The organism is Tenacibaculum sp. L6, assembly GCF_028823685.1.
In the GTDB taxonomy this organism is placed as follows: Bacteria; Bacteroidota; Bacteroidia; order Flavobacteriales; family Flavobacteriaceae; genus Polaribacter.
Genome location: NZ_JAPEHZ010000174.1, coordinates 1 through 679, shown reverse-complemented (window position 1 = coordinate 679; position 679 = coordinate 1). Strand labels below are relative to the sequence as shown.

The following is a 679-nucleotide window of genomic DNA, read 5'->3' as shown; positions in this document are numbered from 1 at the left end:
CCTTTATCTAAATTTTTTGCTCGTTCTCTAAATTTTAGGAACTCGCCTTTAAAAAATAGTACTTTGAATAATATTTCGTTTAGGCTCAAACAGCCTAAAATTTTACAAGAACTTCACTTCAAATTTTACGATAAATCTTCGGTAGGTCGGAAACACTTTGGAATGTCAACCTTTTTGAATACAAAATATAAACAAAGTAACTCATAGCTATAAAGTAAAAAACCTCTACAAAATGTAGAGGTTTTATCTGTGGGCGCTGCTTGTCCCGAATTCATTTCGGGAAAGGGATTCGAACCTCCCGATTAGCATCGGGATAAACACTGACCCTCTACCTATTCTTCTCAATTAAAACCTCTATCATCTTTCTACTCTTCCATTTTTTAATCGTAAATTCTCTTTTAATCGCTAACTCTTTAGAACCACACACTTCTTGATACACCACAATCCAGTCTTTTGCTTTTGATGTATATCCTTTATGATTTGACAAATGTTTTCTTAATCGGTTTTCCACATCATTCGTAGAACCGATATAATATTTATCTAAAGTTTTTGAATACAAAATATAAACGAAGTAATTCATAGCTGTAAAATAAAAAAACCTCTACAAAATGTAGAGGTTTTATCTGTGGGCGCGAAGGGATTCGAACCCCTGACCCCTTGGGTGTAAACCAAGTGCTCT

General features: G+C 34.0%; 1 protein-coding gene. It reads right to left on the bottom strand.

Annotated elements, in window-relative coordinates:
• Nucleotides 1-328 precede the first annotated feature (328 nt).
• Entirely contained in the window at nucleotides 329-580 is a 252-nt protein-coding gene (locus tag OU788_RS12565) for a GIY-YIG nuclease family protein (RefSeq protein WP_274635476.1), read from the bottom strand.
• Between the last annotated feature and the right edge of the window lie 99 nt (nucleotides 581-679).